23 protein-coding genes and 1 riboswitch are annotated in these 24547 nt (G+C 68.9%); of the genes, 6 read left to right on the top strand and 17 right to left on the bottom strand.

All coding sequences use genetic code 11. The features are described from left to right. Positions 1-18: 18 nt before the first annotated feature. Both IG196_RS31915 and IG196_RS31910 read right to left on the bottom strand, forming a co-directional pair. Positions 19-921 (bottom strand): UPF0280 family protein, encoded by a 903-nt coding sequence (locus IG196_RS31915; protein WP_192194421.1) that lies wholly within the window; start codon positions 919-921, stop codon positions 19-21. A 3-nt stretch (positions 922-924) separates the two neighbouring features. Continuing rightward, a complete protein-coding gene (locus IG196_RS31910) occupies positions 925-2544 on the bottom strand; it encodes a 6-hydroxynicotinate reductase (protein ID WP_192194420.1) in 1620 nt (539 codons plus the stop codon). A gap of 319 nt (positions 2545-2863) precedes the next feature. Here IG196_RS31910 and IG196_RS31905 point away from each other — a divergent pair, with 319 nt between their 5' ends. The 3 genes from IG196_RS31905 to IG196_RS31895 are packed head-to-tail and all read left to right on the top strand — an operon-like array spanning position 2864 to position 5587. Continuing rightward, positions 2864-3637: a ferredoxin--NADP reductase gene (locus IG196_RS31905; protein ID WP_099794551.1), complete on the top strand. Its 774-nt coding sequence runs from the start codon at positions 2864-2866 to the stop codon at positions 3635-3637. Between the two features lie 28 nt (positions 3638-3665). Continuing rightward, positions 3666-4442: a TetR family transcriptional regulator gene (locus IG196_RS31900; RefSeq protein ID WP_192194419.1), complete on the top strand. Its 777-nt coding sequence runs from the start codon at positions 3666-3668 to the stop codon at positions 4440-4442. After that, complete coding sequence (locus IG196_RS31895; RefSeq protein ID WP_101493537.1) at positions 4388-5587, top strand: amidohydrolase family protein; 1200 nt, start codon at positions 4388-4390, stop codon at positions 5585-5587. The genes IG196_RS31900 and IG196_RS31895 overlap by 55 nt, the downstream gene beginning before the upstream one ends. Positions 5588-5615: 28 nt before the next feature. Here IG196_RS31895 and IG196_RS31890 read toward each other — a convergent pair whose 3' ends face one another. From IG196_RS31890 to metH, 4 genes are all read right to left on the bottom strand, one after another. Continuing rightward, positions 5616-6029 (bottom strand): GtrA family protein, encoded by a 414-nt coding sequence (locus IG196_RS31890; protein WP_192194418.1) that lies wholly within the window; start codon positions 6027-6029, stop codon positions 5616-5618. Beyond that, complete coding sequence (locus tag IG196_RS31885; protein WP_192194417.1) at positions 6026-7000, bottom strand: glycosyltransferase family 2 protein; 975 nt, start codon at positions 6998-7000, stop codon at positions 6026-6028. The genes IG196_RS31890 and IG196_RS31885 overlap by 4 nt, the downstream gene beginning before the upstream one ends. Continuing rightward, the gene (locus tag IG196_RS31880; protein ID WP_225616866.1) at positions 6997-8763 is read right to left on the bottom strand and encodes an ArnT family glycosyltransferase; all 1767 of its coding nucleotides are present in this window, start codon (positions 8761-8763) and stop codon (positions 6997-6999) included. Before IG196_RS31880 ends, IG196_RS31885 begins: the two co-directional genes overlap by 4 nt. 99 nt (positions 8764-8862) lie before the next feature. After that, on the bottom strand, positions 8863-11625 hold the full coding sequence (gene metH, locus IG196_RS31875; RefSeq protein WP_192194416.1) for a methionine synthase: 2763 nt from the start codon (positions 11623-11625) through the stop codon (positions 8863-8865). Positions 11626-11647: 22 nt separating this feature from the next. Further along, positions 11648-11723: riboswitch (S-adenosyl-L-homocysteine riboswitch) on the bottom strand. 133 nt (positions 11724-11856) lie between these two features. Between metH and IG196_RS31870 the strand changes: the two genes are divergently transcribed. Continuing rightward, complete coding sequence (locus IG196_RS31870) at positions 11857-12912, top strand: esterase/lipase family protein (RefSeq protein ID WP_192194415.1); 1056 nt, start codon at positions 11857-11859, stop codon at positions 12910-12912. 11 nt (positions 12913-12923) lie between these two features. Beyond that, positions 12924-13835, top strand: a complete 912-nt coding sequence (locus IG196_RS31865) for a lipase secretion chaperone (RefSeq protein WP_192194414.1) — start codon at positions 12924-12926, stop codon at positions 13833-13835. A gap of 21 nt (positions 13836-13856) precedes the next feature. On the opposite strand, the gene IG196_RS31860 is transcribed toward IG196_RS31865, so the two are convergent. Next, positions 13857-14294: a PACE efflux transporter gene (locus tag IG196_RS31860; protein WP_099794538.1), complete on the bottom strand. Its 438-nt coding sequence runs from the start codon at positions 14292-14294 to the stop codon at positions 13857-13859. A gap of 100 nt (positions 14295-14394) precedes the next feature. On the opposite strand from IG196_RS31860, the gene IG196_RS31855 reads away from it, so the two are divergent. Next, positions 14395-15315, top strand: coding sequence for a LysR family transcriptional regulator (locus IG196_RS31855; protein ID WP_192194413.1), 921 nt, complete (start codon positions 14395-14397; stop codon positions 15313-15315). 6 nt (positions 15316-15321) lie between these two features. Here the strand turns inward: IG196_RS31855 and IG196_RS31850 are convergent, their stop codons facing one another. The 10 genes from IG196_RS31850 to IG196_RS31805 all read right to left on the bottom strand — a co-directional run bounded on the left by IG196_RS31850 (position 15322) and on the right by IG196_RS31805 (position 24502). Continuing rightward, complete coding sequence (locus IG196_RS31850; protein ID WP_192194412.1) at positions 15322-16083, bottom strand: SH3 domain-containing protein; 762 nt, start codon at positions 16081-16083, stop codon at positions 15322-15324. Positions 16084-16161: 78 nt separating this feature from the next. Then, entirely contained in the window at positions 16162-17208 is a 1047-nt protein-coding gene (locus IG196_RS31845; protein ID WP_192194411.1) for a homocysteine S-methyltransferase family protein, read from the bottom strand. Positions 17209-17249: 41 nt separating this feature from the next. Beyond that, the gene (gene hutG, locus IG196_RS31840; protein ID WP_192194410.1) at positions 17250-18077 is read right to left on the bottom strand and encodes an N-formylglutamate deformylase; all 828 of its coding nucleotides are present in this window, start codon (positions 18075-18077) and stop codon (positions 17250-17252) included. A 12-nt stretch (positions 18078-18089) separates the two neighbouring features. Then, positions 18090-19472: a formimidoylglutamate deiminase gene (locus tag IG196_RS31835; protein WP_192194409.1), complete on the bottom strand. Its 1383-nt coding sequence runs from the start codon at positions 19470-19472 to the stop codon at positions 18090-18092. Continuing rightward, positions 19469-20719: an imidazolonepropionase gene (gene hutI / locus IG196_RS31830; protein WP_192197210.1), complete on the bottom strand. Its 1251-nt coding sequence runs from the start codon at positions 20717-20719 to the stop codon at positions 19469-19471. The genes IG196_RS31835 and hutI overlap by 4 nt, the downstream gene beginning before the upstream one ends. Positions 20720-20742: 23 nt before the next feature. Further along, positions 20743-21315 carry a HutD family protein gene (locus IG196_RS31825; protein ID WP_192194408.1) on the bottom strand — a complete coding sequence of 191 codons (573 nt, stop codon included), beginning with the start codon at positions 21313-21315 and terminating at the stop codon, positions 20743-20745. Next, entirely contained in the window at positions 21312-21980 is a 669-nt protein-coding gene (locus IG196_RS31820; RefSeq protein WP_099794526.1) for an amino acid ABC transporter permease, read from the bottom strand. The genes IG196_RS31825 and IG196_RS31820 overlap by 4 nt, the downstream gene beginning before the upstream one ends. A gap of 7 nt (positions 21981-21987) precedes the next feature. Further along, on the bottom strand, positions 21988-22740 hold the full coding sequence (locus IG196_RS31815) for a transporter substrate-binding domain-containing protein (RefSeq protein WP_099794525.1): 753 nt from the start codon (positions 22738-22740) through the stop codon (positions 21988-21990). A gap of 52 nt (positions 22741-22792) precedes the next feature. Continuing rightward, complete coding sequence (locus IG196_RS31810; RefSeq protein WP_192194407.1) at positions 22793-23527, bottom strand: IclR family transcriptional regulator; 735 nt, start codon at positions 23525-23527, stop codon at positions 22793-22795. A 135-nt stretch (positions 23528-23662) separates the two neighbouring features. Continuing rightward, a complete protein-coding gene (locus tag IG196_RS31805; RefSeq protein WP_192194406.1) occupies positions 23663-24502 on the bottom strand; it encodes a phytanoyl-CoA dioxygenase family protein in 840 nt (279 codons plus the stop codon). Positions 24503-24547: the final 45 nt, after the last annotated feature.

Here is a 24547-nt window from a genome sequence, read left to right as displayed (position 1 = left end):
AAAGAACCTTGCTTTTCGTTAAGCAAATACTGAACCAACTGCATCGGGCAGCGCGACGTCCAGCGACTTCGAGCATAAGGGTTCCACCAGCCGCCACTGCCCCTGGCAAACGAGCAGAACGGCCCACACGAGCCCCCTTTTCTGCAGCGCGTGGGCACACGCGGCGCCCGCATCGAGTGCATGGTGCACCTGCGCGGGCGCCAGCGTCGGCACGTCGACGGTGACGAGGGTGTCGCCGAGGTCGCTGTCGTCCTTGCATTCGTTGGCGGGCTTGCGCTGGATGAGGGCATCGGCCACATCGACGGCGTTGGCGATCACGGTGGCGGCGGCATCGGCCTGCGCCGCGGTGGTGGCCAACACCGTCACGCTGTCGGCGATGCCCAGCGAGAAGCTGCGCCCGCGCCAGCCGCTGGTGGCAACGCCGCGCACGGGTTGGTCGGCGTGCAGTTCGAACTGGCCGTCGGTGGTGAGCACGCGGCTGTCGCGCCAGTCGAAGCGCGCGAGGTCGGCGAACACGCCCACGCGCGCCGAGTGGCCGGGCGCGAGGTGCAGCGCGATGTCGCCGCCGTTGTTGATCCACGCGCGCTCGATGCCGGGCCGGTCGTAGAAGGCGATGAGTTCCTGCGCCACGCTGCCGGCCACGGCCGCCATGGGCGTGAGGAACAGCGGCGAGAACGCATCGCAGGCGTCCCACATGCGCCGCGCGACCACGCCGCGCGGGCGCTGGCGTGCGGCCACGGGCAGGCGCAACTGCGGCAGCTCGCGCACGAGTTCGTCGAGCACATGGCCGAAGCGCGCCCAGGCCGCGTCGTGCGCGGCCGCGACGGCGTACGGGTCGCCGTGTGCTTCGGCCACGATGTCGATCGGGCCGTGGTTGAAATGCCAGCGGCTCGCGTCGAGCGCTGTACGTTGGGCGGACATGAATCAGCCCAGCATGGGGGCGTGACCCAGGGGCCACGGATTGGCATCGTCGATGACGAGCCACTGGCGCGCCAGCGGTGCGCCGTCTTCCTGCCATGCACCGCGCGCGAGCGCCTGTTCGAGCGGGAAGATGTGTTCGACGTGCCCGCCGAGCGCTTCGTAATCAGCGCGCCGCATGCTGAACTCGATGGGCGCAACGATGGCCGGCGTGGGCACGGTGCCGAAGCTGTGGTCGGGCATGCGCATGACGTCGGCCATCACGGTGATGCCGCCGCCGGGCCACACATAGGCCGGCGCGCCGCCGCAGGTGACGTTGACCAGCGCGCGCTTGATGGCGCGCGTGAGCAGCACGGGGTTCTCGGTGACACCTGCACGCAGGCTGCCACCGGCGCCGCCGAGGAACAGCACGGTGCACAGCGAAGGCTCGCAGTTCTCGCCGATGCGATCGACGATGCGGCGCACCTCGGGTGGCATCTCCTGCTCGATGGGCTTCAGTGCGTCATCGAGCACGTACCACTGCGCGTGCTCGCCGGTGGTCGATGTCATGAGCAGGCGCAGGCCGGGGCGGGCCACGCCCTCTTCCCAGCCTTCGATGATCGAAAGCGGGTCGGCGATGTCGGTGCCGCCCCAGCCGTTGCCCGGGTTCGCGACCTGGAAGTAACGCCCCGGCGTGGACTTGCGCCCCAGCATCTGGATGCCCGAAGGCGTCATGTCGAGGCAGCGGCCGGCCTGGTGTTCGGTGAGCACGCCGGTGATGTGGTCGTCGACCACCACCACCTCGTCGGCCACGCCGGCGAACTGGCGCGCGAAGATGCCCACGGCCGCCGAGCCGCAGCCCACGCGCATGCGCTGCTCTTCGACGCCGTTGACGATGGGCGCCTTGCCGGCCTGGATGACGAGGCTGGCGCCGCCGTCGATGGTGCATTCGACCGCCTGCTTGTTGCCCAGCAGCTGCATCAGCTCGGCCGTCATGCGCCCTTCCTTCTTGCTGCCGCCCGTGAGGTGGTGCACGCCGCCCAGCGACAGCATCTGCGAGCCGTACTCGGCCGTGGTGACATGGCCCACGACCTCGCCCTTGTAGCGCACGTTGGCCTGCTCGGCGCCCAGGAAGCGGTCGGTGTCGATCTTCACCTTGAAGCTGCAGTAGCTGAAGATGCCTTCGGTGACGACGGTGACCATGTCGACGCCCTGGGCTTTGGAGGCCACGATGAAGGGCGCGGGCTTGTAGTCGGGGTACGTGGTGGACGAGCCCACGCCGGTGACGAAGACTTCGTCGGCGTGCAGCAGGTCGCCGTTCCAGTCGGGCGTGGCATCGGCCTCCGCCACTTCGGCACCAGGGCGATCGAAGGGCACCAGCGCCGGCTGTTCGCTGGCGAGCGTGCGGCGCAGCAGCACCACCGGGTCGACACGCACCAGCACGCCCTGGCGGTTGGCGTAGCGGTCGCAGGCACCGGTGCGCCCGTCGGAGATCTGGCACAGCACCGGGCAGGCGTTGCACTCGACCTTGGCGGTGCTCATCTTCTCGTTGCGCGGCGGCGCCTTGCCGAAGGCGGTGCTGCCGGCCTCGGCGATCTGCGGCATGTCCATGCCGGGCAGTCCGTCTGTCTTGGTGTGTTCAGTCATCGGGGCGATCTCGTGGTGTGGTGCTGTCGGAGCGGGTCTTCAGGCCCCGGAGGTTTGCAACAAACGTGCCGTGCAAGTGCTTGTGCGCCGGCTGTCGTTTGTGTAGCATCCCCTACACTTTCATGTTGCGTTCACTACATCAAAGGTCAATGTAGCAAACAGGCCCGATGCTTGCAATGGTGTTTTCTCGCGGTGTTCATCGGGGTTTTTCCGACCAACGACAATGGAGGGTTGCTAGCCGGCCGATGGCGGACGCCCCAAAGGCGTGCATTTCGGCTCAGCCACCCTTTCCTGTCTTCAACCAACACTTGAGTTCTGTATGAGTGCATTCAGCGAAGAACGCGTCCTGAGCGTCCACCACTGGACCGACCGCCTGTTCACCTTCACCACCACGCGCGACCCGTCGCTGCGCTTCTCGAACGGTCATTTCACGATGATCGGCCTGAAGGTCAACAACAAGCCCCTGCTGCGCGCGTACAGCATCGTGAGCCCCAACTACGAGGAGCACCTCGAGTTCCTGAGCATCAAGGTCGAAGAAGGCCCGCTCACCTCGAAGCTGCAGCACATCCAGGTGGGCGACACCATCATCGTGGGCCGCAAGCCCACGGGCACGCTGCTCATCGACTACACGCTGCCGGCCAAGCGCCTGTACCTGTTCGGCACGGGCACCGGCCTGGCGCCGTTCATGAGCATCATCCGCGACCCCGAGACGTACGAGAAGTTCGAAAAAGTCATCCTGGTGCACGGCGTGCGCCAGGTCGACGAGCTGGCGTACCACGACCTCGTGACCGACCACCTGCCCAAGCACGAGATCCTGGGCGAGATGATCGAGAAGCAGCTGCTGTACTACCCGACCGTCACGCGCGAGGAGTTCCGCAACCAGGGCCGCGTCACCGACCTGATCGAGAGCAACAAGCTCACCGACGACCTCGGCCTGCCCCCGCTCAACGTCGAAGAAGACCGCGTGATGCTGTGCGGCAGCCCCGGCCTGCTGGTCGACCTGAAGCACATCCTGGAAAAGCGCGGCTTCAAAGAAGGCAACACCTCGACGCCGGGCGACTTCGTGGTCGAACGCGCCTTCGCCGAGAAGTAAGACAAGACAAAGAGGCGCTGCGCGCACGATGGCCGACTCCCGCTCCGTCAGCAAGCCCAAGCCCCAGCGCCGCACCGGCGTGCGCGAGGCCGCGGCCCAGGCCACGCGCGACAGCATCCTCAAGGCGGCGACCAAGGTGTTCGCCAAGTACGGCTACGACGGCGGCAGCGTGGAGAAAATCTCCAAGGCCGCCAAGTCGTATGACCGGATGATCTATTACTACTTCGGCAGCAAAGAGGGCCTGTTCATCGCGGTGCTCGAAGGCATCTACCAGCGCATGGACGACGCCGAAGCCGCGATCGCGCTCGACGCCTCGCGGCCCGTGGAAGCGCTCACCGAAGTCATCCACTTCGTGCTCGGCTACTACCGCAAGAACCCCGAGTTCGTCACCCTGCTGAACACCGAGAACCTGCACAAGGGCCGGCACATCTCGAAGTCGCTGCGAGCGCGCGAGTACTCGTCGCGGGCGGTGGCCATCATTGCGGAAATCCTGGCCAGCGGTGGCGCCCAGGGCCTGTTCCGCACCGACCTCGTGGCGCGCGACATCTACCTGCTGATTGCGTCCACCGGCTATTTCTACACCTCGAACCGGCACACGCTCACGGCCTTCCTCGGCGAACCGATGGAGTCGCCCGAGGCGATCAGGCACTGGGAAGATTTCGTGATCGAGACCCTGCTGCGCACCGTGCGCGCGGACGACATCCAGGAACAAGACAACACCACCCCACCCCACGACGAGGACACCACGAAATGGCAGAAATCGCAGCCGGCGCAAAGTCGGGCAAGGTCGTCATCAAGAACATAGGGCTGCTGCTCTCGGGCGACATCGACAAGCCCATCCTCGACGCCGACACCCTCGTGGTGAACGACGGCCTGATCGTCGCAATCGGCAAGGAAAAAGACTGCGACCTCGAAGGCGCACAGACCGTCATCGACGCGCGCAAGACCTGCGTGGCGCCCGGCCTGATCGACAGCCACGTGCACCCGGTGTTCGGCGACTGGACGCCGCGCCAGGGCCAGATCGGCTGGATCGACTCCACCATGCACGGCGGCGTGACTACCATGATCTCCGCGGGTGAAGTGCACCTGCCTGGCCGCCCGAAAGACATCGTCGGCCTGAAGGCACTGGCCATCACCGCACAGCGGGCGTTCGACAACTTCCGCCCCGGCGGCGTGAAAGTTCTCGCCGGCGCGCCGGTGATCGAAAAGGGCATGGTCGAGAGCGACTTCAAGGAACTCGCCGAAGCCGGCGTGGGCCTCCTGGGCGAAGTGGGCCTGGGCTCGGTGAAGGCCGGCTACGAGGCCAAGGAAATGGTGGCCTGGGCGCGCAAGTACGGCATCCAGAGCACGATCCACACGGGCGGCCCGTCGATCCCGGGCTCGGGCCTGATCGACAAGGACGTGGTGCTGGAGGCCGACGCCGACATCATCGGCCACATCAACGGCGGCCACACCTCGCTGCCCGAGGCGCATGTGTGCGAGCTGTGCGAGAAGAGCACGCGCGCCATCGAGATCGTCCACAACGGCAACGAGAAGGTCGCCATCGCGGCGGCCAAGGCGGCGCTCGAACTGAAGTGCCCGCACCGCGTGATCCTCGGCACCGACGGGCCCGCGGGCTCGGGCGTGCAGCCGCTGGGCATCCTGCGCATGGTGGCGATGCTGTCGTCGATCGCGAACATCCCGGCCGAGCTGGTGTTCTGCTTCGCAACGGGCAACACCGCGAAGATCCGCAAGCTCAACTGCGGGCTGATCGAAGTGGGCCGCGATGCCGACTTCGTCTTCATGGACCGCGCGCAGCACTCGCCTGCGCCGGGCCTGCTCGAGAGTGTGCAGCTCGGCGACATCCCCGGCGTGGGCATGGTGATGATCGACGGCCTCGTGCGCTGCGGCCGCAGCCGCAACACGCCGCCTGCAACGGAGATTCCGGTGGTGGTGTCGGGCGGGCACTGAGCGTCTGTGAACGCGCCCGGCGGCGGCGTCAGCCGTCGTTGCGGTGCGAGCGGAAGACCAGGTAGCGCGCCGACAGAAAGTTGGCACCCAGGCCCGCGATGCTGCCCAGCGCCACGCCGAGCGCGGCGGCCCAGCGGCCTTCGACCCAGTGCAGCGTGAGCACGTAGGCGCTGTAGTTCAGCACCGCGCCAGCCAGCATGGTCGTGAGATAGCCCAGATATTCGCGCCAGACCGAGCGCCCTGTGGCGGCACCGGCCGCGCTCGCGGCGAAGGTGTAGCGGCGGTTGTAGAGCCAGGTGGTGGTGGCGGCGGCCAGGAACGACACGACGCGTGCGCCGTACCACCCCAGCAGCGGCGCCAGCAGGTAGAGCACCGTCACGTCCACCACGAAGCCGATCACGCCGGCCACGGCGAACGACAGGAACTCGCGCCCGATCTTCATCGGCTGCGCAGGCTCTCGCGCACACAGGGCTGCGCCAGGTAGCGCAGCCGCTTGGCCTCCTGCCGGCCCAGCGTGACGGTGTGCATCACCACGCCGCAGACAAAGGACAGCAGCGCCGCGAGCATCGCGCCGGTGGCGAGCACCGCCGTGGGCAGCCGCGGCACCAGGCCGGTGTGGGCGTAGGTCATGAACAGCGGCACGGCCAGCGCGAGCGCACCGAGCGCGAGCACGGCGGCAACGATCGAGAAGAACTGCAGCGGCCGCTCGCTCACGAACAGCTTGCCGATGGTCTTCAGGATGCGCCAGCCGTCGCGGTAGGTGGAGAGCTTGCTGTGCGAGCCCTCGGGGCGCGTGCTGTAGGCGGTGCCTTCCTCGGCGTAGGGCATGCGCAGTTCGAGTGCGTGCACGGTCAACTCGGTCTCGATCTCGAAGCCCTGCGACAGCGCGGGGAACGACTTGGCATAGCGGCGCGAGAACACGCGGTAGCCCGAGAGCATGTCAGTGAGGCCGCCGCCGAAGAGCTGTGCCACGGTGCCCGTGAGCAGCCAGTTGCCGAAGCGGTGGCCCGCGCGGTAGGTGAGCGCGTCCTGGCCGTCGTCGACGCGGCTGCCGACCACCATGTCGAGGTTGCCTTCGACCAGCCGCGCGATAAGGCGCGGCGCGGCGGTGGTGTCGTAGGTGGCGTCGCCGTCGACCATCACGTAGATGTCGGCCTCGACGTCGGCGAACATGCGCCGCACCACGTTGCCCTTGCCGCGCGCGGTGACGTGCGTGACGATCGCGCCGGCCGCGCGGGCCACGGCGGCCGTGTTGTCGGTCGAGTTGTTGTCGAAGACGTGGACCTCGACGCCGGGCAGCGCCGCGCGAAAGCCCTCGATCACCTGGGTGATGGCCAGGGCTTCGTTGAAGCAGGGGATGACGGCGGCAATGCGCGGCATGGCGGACACGGGGGCGGGTCGGAGGTCGGTCATGGTGCGGTCAGGGCGATCGCCGGAAGGAGTCGGTAGGCCCGGCTGCCGTCTTGTTCGTGAAGCAGGCCATAGTATTTGTCGAAGTCGGGCCGCGCACTGAGCACTTTCACCATCTCGGGCGACATGACGACGGTGGTGAAGCCCTCGGCGGCCAGCTTGCGCGCGGTGTCGCCGGGCGACAGCAGCAGGTAGTCGCGGTAGCGCCAGCGCCCGAGCGTGTCGCCCCAGATCGGGTTGGGGCCGTAGTAGATCGCCTCGTTCAATGCGATCTGGTAGACGCGGCCGGTCACGTGGCGGCGCACGTAATCCATCACACCGTAGCCTGGCACATGCTTGCGCAGGAAGGCTTCGCGGCTCTCGGGCGTGAGCGAGATCATCGACACCTTGGTCGCCGTCTGGCCGACCGACACGGCGGCCAGCACGGCCAGCAGCAGCACCACGACCCAGTCGCCGATGCCCGCGCCGCTGCGCGGGCCGGTGGATGTTGCCGTCGCTTGGGCACCGCGCAGGCGGCGCACACCCGACGCGATCCCGCTGCCCAGTGCCTGCCAGCCCACGGCGGCGGTCAGTGCCAGCAGCGGGAACGAGGCCATGAGGTAGCGCGGGTAGCGCGAGGTCACGACCCACACGGCCACCGAGTACAGGCAGAACCAGCCTGCCGCGCGCACGGCGGCGGAGCGCTTCCACCACACGCTGAAGGGCGCAAGGAACACCGACCAGATCAGCGCGTTGGGCATCTCGGCGTGGTCGCGCACGTCGGCCACTTGCTGCACGTAGTCGGCCGGAATCCATTCGCTGAAGCCGAACACGCGCGCACCGATCGGGTTGAAGGGGTCGCCCGTCATGACCGCGTTGCGTGCGTACCAGTAGATGCACGGGATCAAAAAGCACAGCAGCGCCGGCGCCCAGGCGCGCCACACGCGGCGCTCGTGGCGCAACACGAACAGCGCCACCAGCGGCAGGAAGATCAGCGCCTGGTACTTGGAGCCCGCCGCCACGCCGAGGCAAAACGCCGCCAGCGAGAGCCAGCGCGTGCCGTCGCGCAGCGGTTCGGATTCGCGCCACCACCACAGCGCCACGAAGGCGGTCAGCACGAACAACGCGACGCCCATGTCGATCAGCGCATTGGCGTAGTCGCCCATGCCCAGCCAGATGGCCGCGCCGATGCAGGCGGTGAGCCGGCTGGCGTGCAGGATGCCGATGCGGAAGATCATCAGCACCGACAGCGCACCCGCCAGCGCGTTGAGAAAGTGCGGCAGCACGTCGTCGCCCACCTGCAGCGCGGCGGCGTACAGCAGGTTGTAGTTGTACGGGAACCAGGGGTAGCGCAGCCAGTCGTGGATGCCCAGCGTGCCCTGCTGCGCCACCAGCCGCGCGTAGGGCAGGTGGTACATCAGTTCGTCGAAGGCGGCCGGCGGCGCGAGCGGCGCCACCAGCGCGGGCAACGCGACCAGCGCCAGCGCGATGGCGGCGATGCGCTCGAAGCGGCTCCACGGCGGGGTGACAGGTGCGGCCGCGCGCAATGCGCGGATGTCGGCGCGCCAGCCGCGCCACTGCCACGCGGCGGCCACGACGCCCGCGCCGACCAGGCCGAGCGTGGCCTCGCGGCGGAACAGCCCGAAGATGGCCAGCGCCTGGAAGGCACAGATGTACAGGCCGACACCGAGTGCGGCCGCCATGGCCGCTTCGAGCCAGGCGTCGCGGCGCGACGGGGGACGCAGGCGCGCGAGCACCGCGCGGCCGGCACCCCAGCAGGCGATCACGAAGATCGCGAACTGGGCGTAGTGCGCGGCGGCAAAGATCAGCTTCTGAATATCAACTCCCGTGGCCGGTCACACCGGTGGGCCGGCCGACCGGCAGGTTCAAAGGTTCGGCGCGAGCAGGCGCTCGAGCTCCGCTTCGCTCGTGTGGCGCCGCGCCGCCTGGTCCTGCAACTGGTCGTGCCCGATCTTGCCGACGTTGAAGTACGTCGCATCGGGGTGACCGAGGTAGAAGCCGCTCACGCTGGCGGCGGGCATCATAGCGAGGCTCTCCGTCAGGGTCATGCCAATGTCCGCGCAGTTCAGAAGGTCGAACATCGGGCCCTTCACGCTGTGGTCGGGGCAGGCCGGGTAACCGGGCGCGGGGCGGATGCCGCGGTACTTCTCGGCAATCATGTCGTCGTTGCTCAGGCCTTCGTTGCTCGCGTAGCCCCACAGGTCGGTGCGCACGCGGTGGTGCAGCGCCTCGGCAAAGGCCTCGGCCAGCCGGTCGGCCAGGGCCTTGAGCATGATGGCCGAGTAGTCGTCGAGGTCGTCCATGAAGAACTTCTCTTTCTTCTCGACACCCAGGCCGGCCGTGACGGCGAACACGCCGACGTAGTCCTTCACACCGCTGTCTTTCGGCGCAACGAAGTCGGCCAGGCAGCGGCTGGGGCGCATCACGCCGTCGATCATTTGCTTCTCGGTCTGCTGGCGCATGCCGTACCAGGTGAGCGCGACCTCGCTGCGCGTCTCGTCGGTGTACAGCTCGATGTCGTCGTCGTTCACGGTGTTGGCGGGCCAGAAGCCGACCACGCCGCTGGCGCTGAGCCAGCGCCCTTCGATGAGGCGCTTGAGCATGCGCTGGCCGTCGGCGTACACGCGCACGGCCTCGGTGCCGACCACGTCGTCTTTCAGGATGGCGGGGAACGGGCCGGCCAGGTCCCAGGTCTGGAAGAACGGGCCCCAGTCGATGTACTTGGCCAGCTCGGTGAGGTCGAAGTTCTTGAACACGCGACGGCCGATGAACTTGGGCACCGTCGGCACGAACTGCGCGAAGTCGACCGGCGTCTTGTTGGCGCGCGCCTTGGCCAGCGGCCACATCGGCACCTGCTTCTTGTTGGCGTGCTGCGTGCGCACCTTGGCGTAGTCGGCGTTGATCTCGTCGATGTACGCGGTGGCTTGGTCGGAGAGCAGGCTCTGCGCCACGCTCACGCTGCGCGAGGCATCGGGCACGTAGACCACGGGGCCTTCGTAGTGCGGCGCAATTTTCACGGCGGTGTGCACGCGGCTGGTGGTGGCGCCGCCGATCATGAGCGGGATCTTCTTGATGCGGAAATGGTCGTCGCGCTGCATCTCGCCGGCCACGTACTGCATCTCTTCGAGGCTCGGCGTGATGAGGCCCGACAGGCCCACGATGTCCGCGCCCTCGACCTTGGCACGCGCCAGGATTTCATGGCACGGGACCATCACGCCCATGTTCACCACTTCGAAGTTGTTGCACTGGAGCACGACGGTCACGATGTTCTTGCCGATGTCGTGCACGTCGCCCTTCACGGTGGCGATGATGATCTTGCCCTTGGTGCGCACGTCGCGGCCCGCGGCCTCATCGCGCAGCTTTTCTTCCTCGATGTAGGGCAGCAGGTGGGCCACGGCCGACTTCATGACGCGTGCCGACTTGACCACCTGCGGCAGGAACATCTTGCCGGCGCCGAACAGGTCGCCCACGATGTTCATGCCGTCCATGAGCGGACCTTCGATCACGTGCAGCGGACGGCCGCCCTTGGCCAGGATCTGCTGGTAGGCCTCTTCGGTGTCTTCGACGATGAAATCGGTGATGCCGTGCACCATGGCGTGCGAGAGGCGCTGGTTGACGTGCACCGGGTGCTCGGGCGTGCCGCGCCATTCGAGGCGCTTGCTTTCGTCCTTGGCACCGCTCTTGGCGGTTTCGGCCACTTCGACGAGGCGCTCGCCCGCGTCGGGGCGGCGGTTGAGCACCACGTCTTCCACGCGCTCGCGCAGCGTGGGCTCCAGGTCGTCGTACACGCCGACCATGCCGGCGTTGACGATGCCCATGTCCATGCCCGCCTGGATCGCGTGGTACAGGAACACGGTGTGGATGGCTTCGCGCATCGGGTCGTTGCCGCGGAAGCTGAAGCTCACGTTGCTCACGCCGCCCGACACCTTGGCACCCGGCAGGTTCTCCTTGATCCAGCGCACGGCGTTGATGAAGTCGACGGCGTAGTTGTCGTGCTCCTCGATGCCGGTGGCAATGGCGAAGATGTTCGGGTCGAAGATGATGTCTTCGGGCGGAAAACCCACCTCGTCGACCAGCACGCGGTAGGCGCGCTCGCAGATCTCGATCTTGCGTGCGTAGGTGTCGGCCTGGCCCTTCTCGTCGAAGGCCATGACCACCGCGGCGGCGCCGTAGCGCTTGACCAGCTTGGCCTCGTGCTTGAACTTGTCGACGCCCTCCTTCATGGAGATGGAGTTGACGATGCCCTTGCCCTGGATGCAGCGCAGGCCGGCCTCGATAACCTCCCACTTCGAGCTGTCGACCATCACCGGCACGCGCGCGATGTCGGGTTCGCTCGCAATGAGGTTCAGGAAGCGGACCATGGCGACCTTGCTGTCGAGCATGGCCTCGTCCATGTTGATGTCGATGACCTGCGCGCCGTTCTCGACCTGCTGGCGCGCGACGGCCAGGGCCTCTTCGAACTGGCCGTTGAGGATCATCCGCGCGAAGGCCTTGGAGCCGGTGACGTTGGTGCGCTCGCCGATGTTGACGAACAGCGTGCCTGCGCCGATGGCGACCGGCTCGAGGCCGGACAGCTTCATGGGAGGGGGAGCAACGGGAGCGGAAACGGAAGCGGGAATCTGGGACATGACCTCACCTGCGGAAGAGTCGAACAGGCGAGCGTCGTTGTCGCCCCAAGCCTGACGATTCGCCTCTGTGGCGAACCGCTGCAACGCTCCTTGGGAAGTCGCGCATTTTAGGTCGATTCGATTGCGCCCTGGGAAAACCCCAGTTTTCATTCCTGCACGTGTCAACAGAATGCGCCCACCGTTTCCGAACGAACGTTCGTGTTTTTAATCAGACGTAAGGGAGAGCGCCAGATGGTCAGGAAGTCGATTGCCCGGTTGCAGCATGCAGCCACCCCGGTGCGCGCCGTGGCCTTGAGCTGCGGCCTCCTGGCCGCAGCGGCCCTCACGGTTTTCACGCCGCCCGCGCAGGCTGCCGCCAGCGACACCGCGACGCGGGTCGAGGCCCGCGTGACCTCCGACACGGCGAAAACCCGCTACCCGATCGTGCTGGTCCACGGCCTGCTGGGCTTCGACAACCTGCTGGGCGTCGATTACTTCTACGACATCCCCGGCAAGCTGGCCGGTGCGGGCGCCAAGGTGTACGTGGCGCAGGTGTCAGGCACCAACACCTCCGAGATCCGCGGCGAGCAGCTGCTGCAGGAGCTCAAGACCATCCGCGCGCTGGAGCAGAACCCCACGCTCAAGTTCAACCTCATCGGCCATTCGCAGGGCTCGCCCACGGTGCGTTACGTGGCGGCGGTGGCGCCCGACATGGTGGCGTCGGTCACGTCGGTGGGCGGCGCGAACGGCGGCTCCAAAGTGGCCGACCTGCTGGCCAAGCTGCCCGAAGGCGGCATCGCCCAGACGCTGGTGGTGAAGGCCATCGGCCTGCTGACGGGGATGATCGGTTTTCTCTCGGGCAAGGACCCGAGCCAGCTGCCCGAAGTGCCGCTGAACGCGCTGGCCTCGCTGACCACGGCGGGCGGCGCGGCCTTCGACGCCAAGTTTCCGCAGGGGCGCCCCGCCGCGGGCTCGTCGTGCGACGTGAAGAGCGGCGCGGCGGTGGCCAACGGCGTGCGCTACTACTCGTGGTCGGGCGTGTCGACCAGCTTCAACCTGTTCGACCCGAGCGACACGGCGCTGTCGACGCTGGGCGGCCTGTTCTTCTTCGGCGAGGCCAACGACGGCCTGCTCGCGGTCTGCACCACGCGACTGGGCACGCACCTGGGCGACTACCGCCAGAACCACCTCGACGAAGTGAACCAGGCCTTCGGCAACACCTACGGCAGCCAGTTCCCGTACTACGAGAAGAAGCCGCCGGAGCTGTTCAGGGAACAGGCCGCGCGGCTCAAGAGCGCGGGGCTCTGAGGACGCGGGACATGCGCGGCGTGGCGTTGACCATCGGCGCAGTCGCGCTGGTGGCCGTAGGAACCGGCTGGCTGGCGCTGAGCCCCGATGCGGGCGATGCGCCACGGGCTGCCGCGCCCCGCACCACGGCGACGGTCGCGGCGCCCACCGCGCCCCGTCCGGCGCAACAAGCCGCCGCGGCTCCCGACGCCCTCCTCACCAGCGACCTCATCACCCTCTTCGACCAGGTGCTCGCCGAAGCGCAGGCCGACAGCAAGGCCACGCTGATGGCCCGCGCGCCTGCTCTGCTCGCCAAGCACCTGCGCGAAGACTGGCGCGTGCGCGCGCTGGGCCTGCTGGAGCGCTACGTCGACATGCAGGAAGCCCTGCGCACCCTGCAGCCGCCCGCGCCCGGCGACCCGGCCTTTTTGCGGCGCAGCCTGGAGGCGCGCGAGGCGGTGCGCCGGCAGTTCTTCGCGCCCGAGGAAATCGAAGGCCTGTTCGGCGACCAGATCCGGCAGGACCAGTTCATGGCCGAGAAGATGGAATTGCTGTCCAACCCCGGCCTCACGCCCGAGCAACGTGCGGCGGCGCTGGCGCAGAGCGAGCAGGCCTGGCTGTCGCCCGCGCAGCGCGAGGTGCGCAAGGACGCGGTGGCCCATCTCGACGTGATGCACCAGACCGAGGCGCTGCAGGCGCGTGGCGCCAGCCCCCAGGAGCGCTTTGCCGCGCGCAGCGAGGCCTACGGCTACGAAGTGGCGCGCGGCCTGGCCACGCTCGACCAGGAAACTCAGGAATGGAACGCGCGGCTCGACCGCTACGCCAGCGCGCCCGAGGCCGAGCGGGCCCAGCTGCGCGAGACGCTCTTTAACGAGAACGAGCGCCTGCGCCTGAGCGGTGCCCTGGCGATGCGCTCGTCCGCTGCGCCCAAGCCGGCGAAGTGAATCGAATAAGTAAGCGCAGGCTTACGCAGGCTGCGCTTCACCCATCGCCGAGGCCGGCAGGCCGAACACGCGGTCGAAGGCCCAGTTGAAGACGAAGGTGTAGACCAGGAAGAACACCACCAGGCCCAGGTCCATCACCAGCGCCTGCCAGAGCGACACGCCCAGGCCCCAGGCCAGCATCGGCACCAGGAAGGCGATCAGGCCGCCCTCGAAGCCGATGGCGTGGGCGATGCGGCGCTTCAGGCTGCGCCCGCGCACCGCCTGGCGCGACTCCCAGCGCTCGAACAGGGCGTTGAACGTCAGGTTCCAGATCACCGCGATGACCGAGGCGCCCACCGCCAGCAGACCCGAGTGGCCGAGCCCCGCGTCCGACATCAGGGCCAGGCCGGCGCTGGCCGCCACGATGGCAATGCCCTCGTAGAGGGAGATGTAAACGATCCGACGCTGAATGCCCTGCATGAATTTCTCTGTCTGTGTGACTGCGATGGGTGGACTTTATTTGTGTTTCGCTGATATAAAAAGTTAACTTGTTTCAGTTTTATTGATAGGTCAGCACCCCATGGCTTTCTCCAGCGACAACGTCGAAGTCTTCCTGGCCGTGCTCGACCACGGCTCGTTTTCGGCCGCTGCGCGGGCGCTGCGCAAGGTGCCGTCGGCCGTGAGCATGGCCATCGCCAACCTCGAAGCCGAGCTGGCGCTGCCGCTGTTCAACCGCAGCGGCCGCGAGCCGCAGCCCACCGCTGCCGCGCGCTCGCTCGAGCCCCAGGCGCGGCTGCTCGCGGCCCAGCTGCGGCAGTTGCAGGTGCAGGCACTGGCGCTCACGCAGGGGCTGGAAGACCGGCTCACGCTGGCCATCGCGCCCGAGCTGCTGGCCGCGCCGTGGAGTGGGCCGCTGGCTGCGCTGGCCGACGACTACCCGCTGCTGCAGGTCGAGGTGCTGGCCGCGCCGCAGGCCGATGCGCTGGCGCTGCTGCACAGCGGCCGGGCGCAACTCGCGCTGGTGTTCGAGCGGCCCAGCCTCGACGGCCGCGAGGGCTTCCAGGAGGTCGGCAGCGACACCATGGTGGCGGTGATGGCGCCCCACCACCCCGTGCTGCAAGCGGCGGCCGGCGGGCGCCTGCGCGAGGAGCACCTGACCAACACGCGCCAGATCGTGGTCGCCGGGCGCGACCTGGGCACCAGCGACCCGCGCTTCGTGTTCGCGCGCCATGTCTGGCGCACCGACAACGCGCTGGCCGCGCTGAGCCTGATCACCGCCGGGCTGGGCTGGGGCTGGCTGCCGCGCAACTTCGCGCGGCCGCACGTCGCGGCGGGCGCGCTGGTCGAGATTCCGTTCGAGAACCTCAGCAACGGGCTCGACCTGTGGGTGGACGTGGTGTGGTCGCGCGAACGGCCGCTGGGCCTGGGCGCGCAGCGCTTCGTGGCGCTGATCGCGCGTGACCGGCAGGCGGCGGCCGGCATCGAGACGCCGGCCGTCTGAGTCGGTTCAGGACCGGCCGTGGCCGTGGCCGTGCCCGCCTCCGCCGCCATGCCCACCGCCTCCACCACCCTTGCCACCACCTCCGTGCGGACGCCCTCCTCCGCCACCGCCGCCCCCACCGGGCCGGCCCCCGCCCGGATGCGGATGCGACACGCCCGGCTGCGGCCGGGGCGGACGGAACCCGGGGTCGACGGGCGGCCGGTAGCCCGGTCCACCGGGCGGACGAACGCCTGGGCCATGCGGTGGCCGGACCCCCGGCCCGTGCGGCGGACGCACGCCCTGCCCCGGCGGCCAGGGCCGTGGCTGCCAGGCCGGACGCACGGGCGGCGGCGGGCGCCAGCCCGCGATCGGCGGCGGCGGTGGCCGCTGGCCCCACCAGCGCCGGTCGCCGTACCAGGGGCGGTCGCGGTAGTAGTCGGCCCAGTAGCTGCCGATCACGAAAGTCACGATGGGCACGCCGATGACCGCGCCGTAGGTGGCCAGCGGCACGCGCTGCTGCTGGTAGGCGTAGTCGAGGTTCCTCGACCAGACCCAGCCGCGCCCGCCGTCGGGCAGCACCACGTCGCACCAGCCGTAGCCGCTGGTGCAGCCGACCACGTCGACCGGCTGGCCCGGCCCGAGCCGTGCCACCAGCGGGTAGTCGCCCGAGGGCCCGGCGCGCATGTTGACCGCGCCGCGCGTGAAGGCCTGCTGCGCCGCCGCCGCGAGCGGCAACAGCAGGACGAGCGCGCCCAAGACAGCGCGGCGCAAGAAAGATGTGGCGTTCATGAAGGGCTCCTGTGCGCGCCAGCGTAGGCGCGGGGCGGGGAGCCGTCAATCAGCCGAAAGCGCGCGCGGCGCCCGGCTTCAGGCGGCCTCTTTGTAGAAGCCGTTGGTATTCAGCATGCGGCCCTTGGCAGGCGCCACCGCCGCACCGATCGCCGCGATGTGGTCCGGCGTGGTGCCGCAGCAGCCGCCCACGATGTTCACCAGCCCCTCGGCCGCGAACTCGTGCAGCAGGCGCGAGGTGACGTCGGGCGTCTCGTCGAAGCCGGTGTCGCTCATCGGGTTGGGCAGGCCGGCGTTCGGGTAGCAGCTGATGAAAGTGTCGCCCGCCACGCGCGCCAGTTCCTGGATGTAGGGGCGCATCAGCGTCGCGCCCAGCGCGCAGTTCAGGCCGATGGCCAGCGGCTGCGCATGGCGCACGCTGTGCCAGAAGGCGGTGACGGTCTGGCCGCTGAGGATGCGGCCCGAGGCGTCGGTCACCGTGCCGCTGATGATCAGCGGCAGGCGGTGCCCGCTGTTGTCGAAGTACTCGTCCACCGCGAACAGCGCGGCCTTGGCGTTGAGCGTGTCGAAGATCGTCTCGACCAGGATCACGTCGGCGCCGCCTTCGACCAGCGCTTCGGTCTGCTCGTAGTACGCCGCGCGCAGCGATTCGAAATCGACGTTGCGTGCGCCCGGGTCGTTCACGTCGGGGCTGATGCTCGCCGTCTTGGGCGTCGGGCCGAGGGCGCCGGCCACGAAGCGCGGCTTGTCGGGCGTGCTGTACTTGTCGCAGGCCGCGCGCGCCAGCTTGGCCGATTCGAGGTTCATCTCGCGCGCCAGGTGGGCCATCTTGTAGTCCTCCTGCGCGATGGTGGTGGCGCCGAAGGTGTTGGTCTCGATGAGGTCGGCACCGGCCGCGAGGTAGGCCTCGTGGATGTCGGTGATGACGTCGGGCCGCGTGAGCGACAGCAGCTCGTTGTTGCCCTTCACGTCGCGCTCGAAGTCCTTGAAGCGCTCGCCGCGGTACTGTTCCTCGGTGAGCTTGAAGCGCTGGATCATCGTGCCCATCGCGCCGTCGAGGATGGCAATGCGTTGGGCGAGGATGCCAGGCAAGGCCTGGCCGCGGGTGTAGATGACGGGCTTCATAGCCTCCGATTGTAGAAACCGGGGCCCGGCCCTGATGCCCGTCAGCCCTTTCGCTGACCCTCGACGAAGGCCAGCACCGCTTCCAGCATCCGGCGCACATGCGGCTGCACGCCCGCGGCCACGTCGGGCAGGTAGTCGAAGGGCAGCGCTTCCTGCATGTAGCTCGACTGCGTCATCTCCAGCTGCACCGCGTGCACGCCGCCGGCCGGGTTGCCGTACTGGCGCGTGATGTGGCCGCCCTTGAAGCGGCCGTTGAGCACGCCGGTGTAGCCGGGCGCCGACTCGGCGATGCCGCGCAGCGTGGCGGCCAGCGCGGGGTCGCAGCTCTTGCCGTCGGCGGTGCCCAGGTTCAGGTCGGGCAGCTTGCCTTCGAAGAAGCGCGGCAGCACGGAGCGGATGGAGTGCGCGTCCCACAGCGCGACGGTGTCGTGCGCGGCCGTGAGGCGGTCGAGCTCGGCCTGCAGCTGCTGGTGGTACGGGCGCCAGACGGCGTCGCGGCGTTCGGCGATCTCGGCGTCGGACGGGTGCTCGCCGGCGTTCGCGTAGACCGGCGTGTCGTCGAAGGTGTCGACCGGGCACAGGCCGGTGACGCTCTGGCCCGGGTACAGGCTGGCGCCGTCCGGCGGCCGGTTCAGGTCGACCACGTAGCGCGAGTGCGTGGCCACGAGCACCGAGGCGCCGAGTGCATCGGCGAAGTCGTAGAGCTGTTCGAGGTGCCAGTCGGTGTCGGGCACATGGCGCGCCTCGTCGGTGAAGCGTGCGGCCAGCGCGGGTGGCACGTGCGTGCCGACGTGCGGCATGGAGATCAGCAGCGGGCGCGTGCCCTGGCGAAAGCGGAACGCCGGTTCGGTGGTGGTGAAAAGAGCCATGGGTGAATTTTCTCAGTCCTGCAGAAGCTGGGTGCGCGCTGCCACGAAGCCCGACGCCGCGCTGTCGTGCAGCGCGTGGCGGCCGGCCGTGACGCGCGCGCGGCCCGCCACCCAGACCGCGTCGACGGCCGAGGTGCGGTGGCTTGCGAACACGTGGGCCGAGAGCATGTCGGGGGCCGACAGGCCCTGCAGCGCGAGGTGGTTGGCATCGAGCACGACGAAGTCGGCCTGCTGCCCCGCGGCCAGCCCGCCGACCGTGCGGCCCGCCGCTTGCGCCCCGCCCTGCACGGCTTCGAGCGTGAGCGCGGTGGCCACGTGCGGCTGCGCCGCGCTGGCGCCGACGTTGCGCTGGCGCCGGCCCAGGCGCTGGCTGTATTCGAGCATCAGCAGCTCTTCCGCCGCGTTGACGCTGGCGTGGCTGTCCGAGCCCACGCCCCAGGCGCCGCCGTGGCTGCGCCAGCGCGCGAAGTCGAAGATGCCGTCGCCGAGGTTGGCCTCGGTCGTCGGGCACAGGCCCGCGACCGCGCCGCTGCGTGCGGCGTACTCGTACTCGGCGTCGTTCATGTGCGTGGCGTGCACGAGGCACCAGCGCGCATCGACGCTCGCGTGATCGAGCAGCCATTCGACCGGGCGCAGGCCGCTCCACTCCACGCAGTCGTCCACCTCCTTCGTCTGTTCGGCGATGTGGATATGGACCGGCGCCGTGCGGTCGATGGCGTCCAGGCCGGCGAGCGCTTCGCGCAGCGCCTCGGGCGGCACGGCGCGCAGCGAGTGCGGCGCCAGGCCCAGGCGCGCGCCCTGCGCGTCGCAGTCGGGCTTGAGCGTGTCGAGCAGGCGCAGCATCGACTCGGTCGAGCGGATGAAGCGGCGCTGCCCGTCGGTGGGCGGCTGGTCGCCGAAGCCGCTGGTCTGGTAGAGCACCGGCAGCAGCGTGAAGCCGATGCCTGTGTTCTGCGCGGCGCGCAGCAGCGCGCGGCTCAGCGCCGCGTCGTCGGCGTAGGGACGGCCGTCGGTGTCGTGGTGCACGTACTGGAACTCGCACACGCTGGTGTAGCCCGCCTCGAGCATCTCGGCGTAGAGCCAGGTCGCGATGGCTTCCATGTGCTGCGGCCCGAGGCGCGCGGCAAAGCGGTACATCAGCGTGCGCCAGCTCCAGAAGCTGTCCTGCTGCTCGGCGCGGTGCTCGGTGAGGCCCGCGAAGGCGCGCTGGAAGGCGTGCGAATGCAGGTTGGGCATGCCGGGGATCACGGGGCCGTGAGCGACTGGCGTGTCGGCGGGGCGGGCTGCGCCGGCTTGCACCTGCGTGAGCTGGCCCGCGTCGTTCCACGTCAGCAGAACGTTCCTGGCCCAGCCTGCGGGCAGCAGCGCATCGGCCGCGAAAAGCGTGTGTGTCATTCAGTGGCTCCGATGGCGATGCGTCCCTGGCGCACCACGGTGCGCACCGGCTGCTGGCCGAACCAGTAGGCCAGCTCGGCGGCGTCGTGGAGGTTCCAGAGCACGAAGTTGGCGGGCATGCCGGGCGCGATGGCGCCGTGCGTGTCCTGCAGGCCCAGCGCGCGCGCGGCGTGCACCGTGACGCCGGCCAGCGCCTCGGGCACGGTGAGGCGGAACAGCGTGCAGGCCATGTTGACCATCAGCAGCAGGCTCAGCGTCGGCGAGGTGCCGGGGTTGTGGTCGGTCGAGACGGCCATCGGCACGCCCGCGGCGCGCAGCGCGTCGATGGGCGGCAGGTGCGTGTCGCGCAGCGTGTAGTAGGCCCCGGGCAGCAGCACGGCCACGGTGCCCGACTGGCGCATGGCCGCGATGCCGTCGGCCGACAGGTGCTCGATGTGGTCGCACGACAGCGCGCCGTAGCGCGCAGCCAGCGCGGCGCCGCCCATGTCCGACAGCTGCTCGGCATGCAGCTTCACTGGCAGGCCCAGCGCCTGGGCGGCCTGGAAGACCTGCTCGGTTTCCTCGAGCGAGAAGGCGATGCGTTCGCAGAACACGTCGACCGCATCGACCAGCCCTTCGGCCGCGAGCGCGGGCAGCATCTCGTTGCAGACGAGGTCGATGTAGTCGCCGCTGCGGCCGGCGTATTCGGGCGGCAACGCGTGCGCGCCGAGGAAGGTGGTGCGCACGGTGACGCCGTAGGCCTCGCCCAGGCGCCGCGCCACGCGCAGCTGCTTGCGCTCGTGTTCGAGCGCGAGGCCGTAGCCCGACTTGATTTCGATGGCGCAGACGCCGTCGGCCAGCAGCTGTTCGAGGCGCGCGGCGGCCTGTGCGAACAGCGTGTCCTCGTCGGCCTCGCGCGTGGCGCGCACCGACGAGACGATGCCGCCGCCGGCCTTGGCCACTTCTTCGTACGTGGCGCCCGCGAGCCGCATCGCGAACTCGTTGGCGCGCTGGCCGCCGTAGACCAGGTGCGTGTGGCAATCGACGAGGCCGGGCGTGACGAGCGCGCCGCCGCCGTCGTGCGGCGCGAGCCCCGCGAACTCGGCGGGCAGATCGGCGCGCGCACCGACCCAGCGGACCGTGCCCTGCGCGACCACGAGGGCGGCTTCGGCATCGGGCGCCAAGCTCAGGCCGGGCGCCGCACCGGGTGCGAGGCGCAGGCCGGTCCAGAGGCCGTCGGCCGAGGGGGATTCGCTGGGGGGTTTCATCGTCATTTTTTTCCTTCCGCCGGTCAGGCCGGCACGAAGCGCACGGCCACGAGCCGCGCGTCGTCGCTCGCCGGTGCGGCTTGCCACGCCTGCGCGGCGTCGGTCCAGCACAGGCCTTCGCCTTCAACGAGGGCTTCATCGTCATTCAAGCGCCAATCGCCGCGCAACGCCAGCAGCACGCCGTGCGGCGCAGGCGCGATGTCGGCGGCGTGGTCCAGCACCTGCACATCGGCGCGCCACTGGCCGCTGCGCGTCATCACGTTGAAGTCGTTCGAGGCGCCGCCGAGCAGCGTGCAGTCGATCGGGTCGTCGCCGGAAAAAGCGAAGGGGCGGTGCGGCACGTCGAGCCGGTGCGACACGCGGCCGTCGTGCGTGAAGAGGCGCACGCCGTCGCCTTCGAGCAGCATGATCTGGCGATCGACACCCGGGAACACCGAGAACGGGCCGGCCGACGCAATGGTCGCGATGCTCACGCGCCAGCCGAAGCTGTCGAGCCCCGTGCCTGGCGGCCAGCTGGCGATTTCCTGCGTGGTGCCGCCGCCGTTCTTCCAGGGCGTGGCGCGCAGGGTCGCGCGCGAAAAACGCTGCACGCTCATCGCATCAACCCGCCTTGCCGCAGCTTCTGCTCGAAGTGCCGCAGGATCAGCGTCATCGTGCCCGTGAGCACGAAGTACACGACCGCAATCGCCAGGTACACCTCGAGCGAGCGGTACGACACGCTGATGATCTTCTGGCCTTCGTGCATCACGTCATGAATGGTCAGGAGCGACACCAGCGCCGAGTTCTTGATGAGCGCGATGAACTCGTTGCCCAGCGGCGGAATCATGCGCACCACGGCCTGCGGCAGCACGATCTGGCGCATCGCCACGCCGGGCGTCATGCCGAGCGATTGCGCGGCCATGGTCTGGCCCTTGTCGATCGACTGGATCGCGCCGCGCACGATCTCCGACACGTAGGCGCCCGAGTACACGCCGAGCCCCAACACGCCGCACAGGAAGGCCGGCAGCAGGATGCCGAAGTGCGGCAGGCCGAAGAACAGGATGAACAGCTGCACCAGCAGCGGCGTGCCGCGAATCGCCGCCACGTAGGCGGTGCACACGCCGTAGATCCAGCGCCGCTTCGGGTTCAGCCGGCCGATGCCGACCAGGAGGCCCAGCACGCAACCCAGGGCCAGCGCGCAGGCGGTGATCTCCACCGTGACCAGCGCGCCGCGCAGCAGGTCGGGCCAGCCCTGCCAGACGGGCGAGAAATCGAAGTCCATGGCGCGCTTACTTGGTGTTCGCGCTGAACCACTTCTTCACGATGGCGGCGTAGGTGCCGTCGGCCTTGAGCTTCTCGATCGCGCCGTTCACGGCCTTGGTGAGCTCGGGCGTGTCCTTGCGGATCGCCATGCCGTATTCCTCGGTGGTGATCTGCTCGTCGAGCACCTTCAGGCCGCCGCGTGTGCGCACGTACTGGAAGGCGGCGGGCTTGCCGGTGACGGCAGCGTCGGCACGGCCGATGTCCACGAGGTTGAACATCTCCTGGTTCTTCTCGACTTCCAGCAGCTGTACCTGCGGGAACTTCTCCTTGGTGTAGGCCACCGACTTGGTGCCCACCTGCACGCTGACCTTCTTGCCGTTGATGTCGGCCGGCTTCTTGATGGTCGTGTTGTTGTCCTTCACCATGACCACGAGGCCGCCGGCGTAGTACGGCACGGTGAAGTCGACGACCTTCTTGCGCTCGTCGGTGATGTAGATGCCCGACACGGCCATGTCGAAGCGCTTCGAAATGAGGCCCGGCACGAGGCCCTTGAAGTCGATGTCGATCCACTCGATCTTGCGGCCCAGCGTCTTGCCGATGGCTTCCACCAGCTCGACGTCGAAGCCGGTGCGCTTGCCGTTTTCCACGAACTCCATCGGCGGGAAGGTGGCGTCGGTGGCCACGCGCAGCGGCTCGCCCTGGGCGTGTGCAGCGCCAGCGAAACCGAAGAAGGCGAGGCCGGACAGGGCGGCGGCGACGAGGGTGCGACGGGTGTTCATGAGAGGGCTTTCGTGGAGGTGAGGGAGGAGAAAAGAAAAAGATGCGGTGCGGCTACTGGAGTGCGCGCGAGATGCGGGCCGCCGTGACGACGGTCATGTGGACCAATGCAGCTTCCATGCCTTCGACGCGCGTGAGCGGCGCCATCAGCGTGATCGCCCCGCGCAGGCGCCGGCCCGCGGCCAGCACCGGCGCACTCGCGCCCCAGACGCCGGCATCGACCTCGCCGTGCGTCACGGCATGGCCGGCAGCGCGGATGGTGCCGAGTTCGGCGCCACGCTCGGCGCGGCGTTCAGGGCCTTCGTCGAGCCCGTCGAGCAGCAGGTCGCGCGCGTCGTCGGGTGCATGGGCCAGCAGGCACTTGGCGCTGGCGCCGTCGCGTGCGGGCACGCTGCGGCCGCGGTCGAAGGAGCAGCGCAGCGACTGTTCGCTGTCGATCATCTCCAGACACACAACGCGGTCGTTCACGAGGGTGACGAGCGCCACGCTCTCGTGGCTTTGCTGCGCCAGCACGCGCATGTCGGCGCGCGCGGCCATCACGAGGTCGGAGTTGCCGTCGAAGCCGCTGGCCAGCTGCACGCTGACGGGCCCCGGCGAGTAGCGGCCCTCGGACTCCATCACGAAGCCCCAGCGGCGCAAGGTGGCGACCTGCCGGTACAGCGTGCTCTGCGACAGGCCGGTGGCCTGCACCAGCTCGGCCGCCGTCATCGCCGCCTTGCTTTGCGCCAGCACCGACAGCACGAACAGCGCGCGGTCGTTGTGGGCAGGAGCGTCGAGAGGGGTCGTCATCGGGGGCAATCGCTGGGCGGTCGAAAGTGGATGCGGCGTGCAGTATCTTGCTCGCCGTTCCCACGTCCAAGCCCGAATTCCCACGCGATGGGAATGAGCGCGTTTTTTCTTTCTACCTTCGTCTTACCCGGGGCATCAGACAGCGAGCAACGGGAAGAGCGGATCGTCCATCGGCGCGCCCGCCGGCAGGCGCTCGGCGAGGCCCGGGAAATCGGGCGAGGTCTTCCAGCTGCGCGGCGCGTGGCGGATGTCGTCGCCCAGAAATCGCACCGAGAACACGCGGCGCCGGTTCGGCCCCTCGACGCCGGCCGCCGCATGCAGCGTGAGCATGTGGAAGCAGACAAAGTCGCCGGGCTCGATGTCCCAGCCGACGATGGGAAAGCGCTCGCGCGCGCCCTCGATGTCGGGCAGGTCTTCGAGGCTGCCTTCGGGGAACCACTTGGCGTGGTTGTCCATGAAGGTGCGCGGCATGAGCCACGGCCCCTTGTGGGAGCCGGCCACAAACTCGAGCGTGGCGGCACGCGACACCGGGTCGACCGGAATCCACATGCTGACGTTCTGCGCGCCGTCGATGTTGTAGTAGGGCTGGTCCTGGTGCCACGGCGTGCGCTGGCGCGTGCCGGGCTCCTTCACGAGCAGGTGGTCGTGGTACAGGCGCACGGTGTCCGAGCCCATGAGCCGCTGCGCGAGGGGCGCCAGCGGCGCCTCGACGATGAAGCGGCCGAAGGCGTCGATCTCCTGCCAGTTGCAGAAGTCCTCGAAGAAGCGGCCCGGGTCGTCGGGCCGGCTCGCGACCTTGGCGCGCGGGCTGGGCGCCGCTAGGTTCGCTTCGATGCCGTCACGCAGCAGCGCGAGTTCGTCGGCCGTGAGCAGCTGACGGATGCAGACCGCGCCGTCGCGCTGGAACTGCGCCACCAGCGCGTCGTCCACGCGTTCGCGCACGCGGCGCTGCAGGTCGGAAGCATCGAGGGTCATCGTCGGGTCTCCTTCTTTTTCGGGTGTCGGATGGCGGGTGACCCG

The sequence above is a fragment of the Variovorax sp. 38R genome (assembly GCF_014843395.1).
Classification (GTDB): domain Bacteria; phylum Pseudomonadota; class Gammaproteobacteria; order Burkholderiales; family Burkholderiaceae_C; genus Variovorax; species Variovorax paradoxus_H.
The sequence above is the reverse complement of the archived record's forward strand: the minus strand, read 5'-3'. Positions and strand labels throughout refer to the sequence as shown.